The sequence below is a fragment of the Terriglobales bacterium genome, from assembly GCA_035561515.1.
In the GTDB taxonomy this organism is placed as follows: domain Bacteria; phylum Acidobacteriota; class Terriglobia; order Terriglobales; family Acidobacteriaceae; genus DATMXP01.
Genome location: DATMXP010000038.1, coordinates 1 through 8,060, shown reverse-complemented (window position 1 = coordinate 8,060; position 8,060 = coordinate 1). Strand labels below are relative to the sequence as shown.

The 8,060-nt window shown below is 57.6% G+C and carries 6 protein-coding genes; 4 read left to right on the top strand and 2 right to left on the bottom strand.

The features are described 5' to 3' along the window. Both trpD and VN577_16655 read right to left on the bottom strand, forming a co-directional pair. A partial coding sequence (trpD, locus tag VN577_16660; protein ID HWR16457.1) for an anthranilate phosphoribosyltransferase occupies window positions 1–967 on the bottom strand: 967 nt, incomplete at its 3' end. 426 nt (window positions 968–1,393) lie between these two features. Then, entirely contained in the window at window positions 1,394–1,978 is a 585-nt protein-coding gene (locus tag VN577_16655; GenBank protein ID HWR16456.1) for a hypothetical protein, read from the bottom strand. 207 nt (window positions 1,979–2,185) lie between these two features. Here VN577_16655 and VN577_16650 point away from each other — a divergent pair, with 207 nt between their 5' ends. The 4 genes from VN577_16650 (at window position 2,186) to VN577_16635 (ending at window position 7,450) form a co-directional block, all read left to right on the top strand. After that, window positions 2,186–2,338 carry a YHS domain-containing protein gene (locus VN577_16650; protein ID HWR16455.1) on the top strand — a complete coding sequence of 51 codons (153 nt, stop codon included), beginning with the start codon at window positions 2,186–2,188 and terminating at the stop codon, window positions 2,336–2,338. 90 nt (window positions 2,339–2,428) lie between these two features. After that, window positions 2,429–3,202 carry a DUF4396 domain-containing protein gene (locus VN577_16645; protein HWR16454.1) on the top strand — a complete coding sequence of 258 codons (774 nt, stop codon included), beginning with the start codon at window positions 2,429–2,431 and terminating at the stop codon, window positions 3,200–3,202. A 295-nt stretch (window positions 3,203–3,497) separates the two neighbouring features. Beyond that, window positions 3,498–4,898, top strand: a complete 1,401-nt coding sequence (locus VN577_16640; protein ID HWR16453.1) for a 3' terminal RNA ribose 2'-O-methyltransferase Hen1 — start codon at window positions 3,498–3,500, stop codon at window positions 4,896–4,898. Further along, window positions 4,895–7,450 carry a polynucleotide kinase-phosphatase gene (locus VN577_16635; GenBank protein ID HWR16452.1) on the top strand — a complete coding sequence of 852 codons (2,556 nt, stop codon included), beginning with the start codon at window positions 4,895–4,897 and terminating at the stop codon, window positions 7,448–7,450. Before VN577_16640 ends, VN577_16635 begins: the two co-directional genes overlap by 4 nt. Window positions 7,451–8,060: the final 610 nt, after the last annotated feature.

The window sequence follows — 8,060 nt, the reverse complement described above, 5'->3', positions numbered from 1 at the left end:
GCCCCACGCCGATCGTATCCGCCCGCCCCGCCGCCACCAGTGCCGCGGCTGCATTCAGAAGCACCACATCCCGCTTCGGGGACTTCTCCCCCTCCAGCACCGCGCGAATGATCCTCGCATTCGTTTCTGCATCGCCCCCATCCAGCGACTCAAGCGGCGCCCGCTTGATCCCGAACTGCTCCGGCGTTACGTCGTACATCTTTACGCCGCCGTCCCTCACCTCGGCCACGTGCGTCGGCCCCGATATCGTGATCTCGTCCAGCCCATCCTCGCCGTGGACCACCATCGCACGCTTCAGCCCCAGCATGCACAGCGCCTGCGCTACCTTCTCCACCAGGTCCTTCGCATAGACCCCCACCACCTGCGCCGACGCCTTCGCCGGATTCGTCAACGGACCCAGCAGGTTGAAGATCGTCCGCAGCCGCAACTCGCGACGCGCCGGTTGCACATACTTCATCGCCGAGTGCATCGCCGGAGCAAACAGGAACGCGATCCCCACCTTCTCCAGCGACGCCGTCACTTTCGTCGGCGGCAGGTTGATGTTGATTCCCAGCGCCTCCATCACGTCCGCCGAGCCGCACTTCGACGTCACGCTGCGATTTCCATGCTTTGCCACCCTCACGCCTGCGCCCGCCACCACAAACGCTGTTGCCGTCGAGATGTTGAATGTCCCCGCCGCATCTCCGCCTGTGCCGCAGGTGTCCACCAGTGCATCACGTTCGGTGCCGCTCACATCCAGCGCCGAATCTTCGATCTCCGCCAGCGGTGTTGCCGCCGCGCGAATCGCCTCCGCGAACCCGACGATCTCCTCCACCGTCTCGCCCTTCATGTGCAGCGCCACCAGCAGTGCCGCGATCTGCGCATCTGTGGCCTTTCCCGCAAGAATCTCCGTCATCACATCGCGCGCCTGTTCGCGCCCGAGCGAATGCCGGTGGTTCGCAATCTGGTGCAATGCTTCCGTGATCATCTGTTTAGCATTGTGCGGTAAAACCAAGGTTGGCACAAATGAATCGCACGAGCGTCACAGATTGAGAGGAGCCCAGTGTGTGACGCTCGTGGCCGGGTTGAGGCTCAGGCTTGACCACCCTGTATCGCGCCCGGAATGTTGAATTCAAGTTGCGGTGCGCGTCGCCCCTGCCCGCGCCGCCTACACGCGGAGAGCGCCGCTCCTGGCACCGCAACGTTACCTCAAAGGCAGACCCGCATTTGTTTCTGCAACGGCGTTGCCAAAGCTCGTGCACCCATAAGTGATTGAAAATCTGAGCAAATTCTCGCCCCGCCGGGTGACACCGAATGACACTCTGTCCCGAACAATGACAATCTGTCGCAAACCGCCGAAGAGGGCCCGCTTGATCCCCTTAGCGGACCCTCAGATCTTCACCTTAGGCGAGATTCAGCGAAAGCTGTAAAACGAAACATTGGCGGTTCCAATGTTGAAGCCGGCCTGAAACGCCGTGACATTGAACACCGTATTCAGCGCCGTGGCCGCTTGCGTTGAAAGTTGCACGCCCACGCCCTTCAGCGTAATCCAATTGTGTACCGGCTTGAGCGGCAGGCTCAGATTGCCCGGAAGCTGAAGCGTGAACAACGGCAACCGGCCCAGCACTTGTCCGTTTACGCTTACCAGTCCCGTGATCACCGGCTGTCCCGTCGTGTCGATCGTAAATGCCTGCAACTGCACCTTCGTGCCGTTTGCTGCCGTCAGCGTTAGCCCGCCGCTGTGCAGGATTTCTCCCTTTGCCGTTTGCAGGTCAATAGCGCCGCCAACAACCGGGAAGTTCACAATCCCGCGCTGAAGTCGGGTGGGAAACACCGTGCCCGGTGCCACGCTCAAGCTTCCCAACGCACTCACGAAGTCATTGCTTAATTGAACTTTGGTTTCGCCAAATAGGGCGGTGTTTGTCTGCGCAAAGCTGAAGGCGGGCGCCATCAGCAGAACAACGAACAACGAAAGGCCTGCGATCTTTCTTCTGGTCATTAGCTCACATCCGTACGCGGAAATTTCCCACTAGGGGATATCGCCAAAGATGTTCCGCAAAACCCGTCGCCGCTTAGAATTCAGTGCAAAACGAAACTGGTTTTCCTCTCGCTAGAAACTCTCCTTGGATTTTTCTTCCCCTCGCATTGCTCCTCTCAGGCCACCGCGCATCGCCTGTGCCCATCCATAACTTCTCAAGGAGGATTCATGCACACTGACCCGATCTGCGGAATGCAGGTAGATGAGAAGAATGCCGCCGGAAAGAGCGATTACAACGGCCAGCAGTTCTACTTCTGCTCCACCGACTGCAAGCAGAAGTTCGACCGCAATCCCGAACAGTACGCGAAGAAGTCAGCGTAACGGCATCATCGGTGACACCACGCCGGGGCGTTGCTCCGGCGTTTCTTTTTTGCCCGTAAACCCCTAACGGTCACGCCACATCTCCCCATCATGAAGCCTTATCCCGAATGGCTGCACCTGCTCGCCTGGGTTTATCTCGGCCTCTGTACCGCGATCGCACTCTGGATCGTCTTCGACATTCTTTCCGGACGCCGTCAGCGCATGTGGATCATGCATCTCGTGTGGCCCATCACCGCCATGTACTTCGGCCCGGTCGCCGCGTGGCTTTACGTCCGCTCACGCCCGGTCAGCGTGGCCAGTTCGCCCCGGCCCGATGAGCACACCAAAGAACACATGCAGCAGATGGAACCCACGCGCGAGCAGGTCTCCATCGCCGACTTTCATTGCGGCGCCGGATGCACCATTGGTGACATCCTCGGCGAAGGCGGACTCTTCCTCATCGGTGGCTCCGTCGCCACCTTCGTCGCCGGATCGGAATTCGCAACCAAGCTGGTCGTTGACTTCGTCCTCGCCTACGCCCTCGGTATTTTCTTTCAGTACTTCACCATCGTTCCCATGCGCGGCCTGTCGCCAGGGAAGGGAATCCTCGCCGCCATGCGTGCCGACACCATCTCGATCGCCGCCTTCGAAATCGGCATGTTCGCCTGGATGGCCCTCACTCGCTTCGTCTTCTTCCCCGAGCCCACGCGCATCCATCCCAACATGGCTGTCTTCTGGTTCATGATGCAGATCGCCATGATCGTCGGCTGGGCCACCGCCTACCCCGCGAACGTCTGGCTCCTGCGCAAAGGATGGAAGGAAAAGATGCCGATGTACCCGTCTATGCACGCCATGCAACAACACAAACTCCCGCGTGCAGCGTAGACGAGATGTGAACCGAGCCGGCGGCCTCCACCATCGCTCCAAGAGTTTTGACCAATGTGGCGGCGCCTAGCCTGAGGGAGGGCGCCTGCCCGATGTGAAGTCTCCGCCACTTCACGAGTCCGCGTAGCGGACGTCATTCATTACCCACGGGTGGAGTGCGCGTTCTTTGCGCACGTAATCCGGGGTTGGCGTCGTCGAAACCTTTCAGAAGCGGTGCGCAGCACCGCAATGCGGCACACGCACGCGGTGGTTTCCACCTTGTCCCCGCGACTCCCTCGCGCGATACTTGTGCTTCATGCTCTTAACTATCACGAACAGCGGCCCGCAAGCTTCTGATCTCGGCTATCTGCTGCACAAGAACCCGGAGCGCATGCAGTCCTTCGACCTCTCCTTCGGACAAGCGCACGTCTTTTATCCGGAAGCAACCGACTTACGCTGCACTGCCGCATTGCTACTCGACGTCGATCCCGTCGGACTCGTCCGGAGCCGTCGAGGTCCTGCCGGTGAGGGAGGAGCTCTCGAACAGTACGTAAATGACCGCCCGTACGTGGCATCGTCATTTATGAGTGTCGCTATCGCGCGCATCTTCGCTAGCGCTCTATCCGGTACAAGCAAAGGCCGTCCCCAACTGGTCGACGTGCCTCTCCCACTGCGCGCAACCATCTCCGTCCTTGCTTGTCGTGGAGGAGAAGATCTGCTCCGACGCCTTTTTGAACCCCTCGGCTACACCGTCGCCGCTCAACATCACGGACTCGACGACAAGTTTCCCGAATGGGGGGAAGGCCCCTACTACACTGTCACACTCGAGAAGGCGACACCGCTCAAGCATTTGTTGACACACCTGTACGTCCTTATTCCCGTGCTCGACGCCGACAAGCACTACTGGGTCGGTCAGGATGAAATCGACAAGCTACTCAAGCGCGGTGAAGGATGGCTGCAAACACATCCCGAACGCGAACTGATCGTGAACCGTTACTTGCGGCATCAGAAACGACTCGCGACCGAAGCACTTGAGCGTCTCTTGGGCGACGAGGAACCAGCAGCTGACGAGCAGCAGGAAAGAAAGGCCGAACAGGAAGAAGCGATTGAGCGTCCGCTGCTCCTCAATGAAATCCGCTTGAACGCTGTTTCCGACGCTCTCGTACGCACCGGTGCTGCTCGCGTTATCGATCTCGGCTGCGGAGAGGGAAAGCTGATTCGCGAGCTCCTCAAGCACAGGCAGTTTCAGGAAGTGGTCGGCATGGACGTTTCCTACCGCAGTCTTGAAATTGCCAGTGAACGCCTTCACCTCGCCACCATGCCGCCGAAGCAGAGAGAGCGCGTCCGCCTCTTTCAGGGCTCGCTCATGTATCGCGATCGACGGTTTGCCGGATTTGACGCCGCTGCCGTCATCGAAGTTATCGAGCACCTTGATCCCCCTCGTCTCGCTGCATTTGAGCGGGTTGTATTCGAGCACGCAAAACCAAACGCCGTGATCATCACCACACCAAACGCCGAGTACAACGTGCGTTTCGAGACGCTTCCCGCTGGCCAGTTCCGCCACAAGGATCACCGATTCGAATGGACGCGCGCTAACTTCAAGCAATGGGCGCAAGGAATTGGTGAGCGCTTCGGCTACAGCATCGAGTTTCGTCCCGTCGGCAACGAGGATCCCACCGTTGGCGCGCCCACCCAGATGGGGGTGTTCACGCGGTGAAAATTACCATTCCCGAACTTTCGCTCGTTGTTCTGATCGGCCCGTCCGGCTGCGGCAAATCCACCTTCGGTCGTACCTTCTTCAAGCCCACGGAGGTCCTCTCGTCCGACTTCTGCCGTGGCCTTGTCGGCGACAACGAAAACGATCAGACCGTCACTAGGGAAGCATTCGAGATACTGCACTTCATTGCACGGAAGCGGCTTGCAGCGGGACGCCTCACCGTCATCGACGCCACCAACGTCCAGCCTGAATCGCGCAAACCGCTAGTGGCGCTCGCTCGTGAGTTTCACGTTATTCCGGTGGCTCTCGTCTTCAACTTTCCTGAGAAGGTCTGTGCCGATCGCAATCGCGGGCGTCCCGATCGTGACTTCGGACCCCACGTCATTCGTAACCAGGCCCAGCAACTAAAACGCTCTCTTCGAGGGTTGGAACGCGAGGGCTTTCGGCATGTTCACATCTTTCACGCTCCAGAAGAATTGGACGGACTGGAAATAGAGCGGCAGCCACTCTGGAATAACCTGAAGCACGAGCACGGGCCGTTCGACATCATTGGAGACGTTCACGGCTGTTTCGACGAACTCACCATGTTGCTGAAACAGTTGGGCTATTCCATCGAACAAAATGCTTCATCATATCGGGTGATTCCTCCGGATGGCCGAAAAGCTATATTTGTCGGGGACCTCGTTGATCGCGGCCCGAAGATTCCCGATGTACTTCGTCTCGCCATGTCTATGGTCGGTTCTGGTGCCGCTCTCTGTGTACCCGGCAATCACGAGACGAAGTTGCTCAAGAAACTTCGCGGCAAAGATGCGCAGGTCACACACGGCTTGGCGGAATCTCTGGCCCAACTGGAATCGGAACCCCTCGAGTTCAAGAAACAAGTCGCCAACTTCATCGATTCGCTCGTAAGTCATTACATGCTCGATGACGGAAAACTCGTCGTCGCACACGCTGGGATGAAAGAAGAAATGCAGGGCAGAGGGTCGGGCGCAGTACGGTCATTTGCCCTCTTTGGCGAGACCACCGGCGAAACCGACGAATACGGACTACCTGTCCGCTACAACTGGGCGGCCGAATATCGTGGCCGCGCCATGGTCGTTTACGGGCATACTCCGGTCTCGGAAGCCGAGTGGCTGAACCGCACCATTAACATCGATACCGGTTGCGTCTTTGGCGGCAAACTCACCGCGCTGCGCTATCCCGAAAAGGAGTTGGTCTCCGTATCAGCCCAGAGGCAGTACTATGCGCCAGCAAAACCCTTCCTGGCTCAAGAGGCTCCATTAGCACGTACTCAGCAGCAGGTACTCGAAGACCTTCTTGATATCGACGACGTTATCGGCAAGCGCATCATTCATACTCGCTTGCACGGCAACGTCACCGTTCGTGAAGAGAATGCGATTGCCGCACTCGAAGTGATCAGCCGCTTCGCTGCGAATCCGAAATGGTTGATATATCTGCCGCCCACCATGTCCCCTTCCGAAACCACGCAGATTGCGGGTCTCCTCGAACACCCGACGGAAGCCTTCACTTACTATCGCAAAGAGCATGTTGAGGAGGTCATTTGCGAGCAGAAACACATGGGCTCACGCGCCATTGTCATCGTCTGCCGCAATCGTGATGCCGCTCTTAAACGGTTCGGTGTCGTCGAGGACGAGATTGGTGCCTGTTATACGCGTACAGGCCGTCGCTTCTTCACAGAAGAAAATTTCGAGCACGAATTCCTGCGCCGTGTTCGGGACGCGATAACCGCAGCCGGTCTCTGGGACGAACTCAGCACCGACTGGATCTGCCTCGACTGCGAACTTATGCCGTGGTCGGCAAAGGCGCAGGAACTACTCCGCCAGCAGTACGCGCCCACAGGTGCTGCCGCTCGCGCGGCCCTCACCGAGGTTATCGACACGCTCAGTCTTGCCTGTCAACGACAACCAGAAGTGCAGCCGTTGCTGGATCGCTATTCTCAGCGTAAGCAGATGGCGGAACAGTACGTCGACGCCTACCGCCGCTACTGCTGGCCTGTTCACTCTCTTTCAGATCTGAAGCTTGCGCCATTCCATGTGCTCGCTAGTGAGAATATGGTGCATACCGACAAAGACCACCTCTGGCATATGCAGGCCGCGCACAGACTTGCTCAGTCCGATGTCGGCCTGATTCTCGCAACGCCTTATAGAACGGTTCGCCTCGACGATCATGCCAGCGAACATGGCGGTGTTACGTGGTGGGAAGAGTTGACTGCCGAAGGAGGCGAGGGCATGGTAGTAAAGCCTCTCAACTTTGCTTCGCGCAGTCGTCGCGGCCTCATCCAGCCGGCCGTGAAGTGTCGTGGGCGCGAGTACCTCCGTATCATTTACGGACCGGAATACACCGCTCCCGAAAATCTGGAGCGCCTGCGATCGCGCGGACTGGCGACCAAACGGTCGCTTGCTCTTCGTGAGTTCGCGCTGGGCCTGGAGTCTCTGCACCGTTTCGTTGAACGCGAACCGCTACGTCGCGTGCACGAATGCGTCTTCGGAGTGCTGGCGTTGGAAAGCGAACCGGTGGATCCGCGTCTATAGCGGGAGCAATTTCACCTATTCGCAATACCTCGAGACCGCGGCGTTAGCAAACATGAGTAACCTGTCCCACCAGTTAGACAACGGCTGGTGGGCCGAATCGTCGCGTTGGTCAAATCTTGGGTACCACCGAAAGGACCGGTTTACCACCAGCGGTGACCGCCAGTTCTTTCAAATTACCCAAATTACCAAATCACCAAATTACTCAATACTCCGTTCCCGTTTCGGCACAATCAGCTCCGAGCCATGTCAAGGGGGTCACGACGCCCTTTTCCCCGCATCTCGCTGAAAACACTCGCAAAATAAATTTCCAAAACTTGGCATGATGCCCCCACCCAAATTGCTATCCTGAAAATGTAGGTGGTGAAGACGAAACTTTCTGTCTCACCACCTTTCACATTTGCTTGCTTTTTGGTTTATTCGACGACTAACAACCAAAGGACTAACGACCGACTTGTTTGCTTTTTGTTTTGCCGACGACCGACAACTAAGGACTAACGACTTGTTTTTTGCCTTACTGACGAACTGAGGAACCGATGAACTGGTAAGCCCTTTGTTTTCATATATGCGCTGTCTAACTCCTTTGCTTTCATATAGAGATTCTTCATATATG

Excerpts from the sequence above, each read along its gene's own strand:
- VN577_16645 (HWR16454.1), top strand. The coding sequence starts at position 2,429 with ATGAAGCCTTATCCCGAATGGCTGCACCTGCTCGCCTGGGTTTATCTC.
- VN577_16655 (HWR16456.1), bottom strand. The coding sequence starts at position 1,978 with ATGACCAGAAGAAAGATCGCAGGCCTTTCGTTGTTCGTTGTTCTGCTG.
- VN577_16640 (HWR16453.1), top strand. The coding sequence starts at position 3,498 with ATGCTCTTAACTATCACGAACAGCGGCCCGCAAGCTTCTGATCTCGGC.
- VN577_16650 (HWR16455.1), top strand. The coding sequence starts at position 2,186 with ATGCACACTGACCCGATCTGCGGAATGCAGGTAGATGAGAAGAATGCC.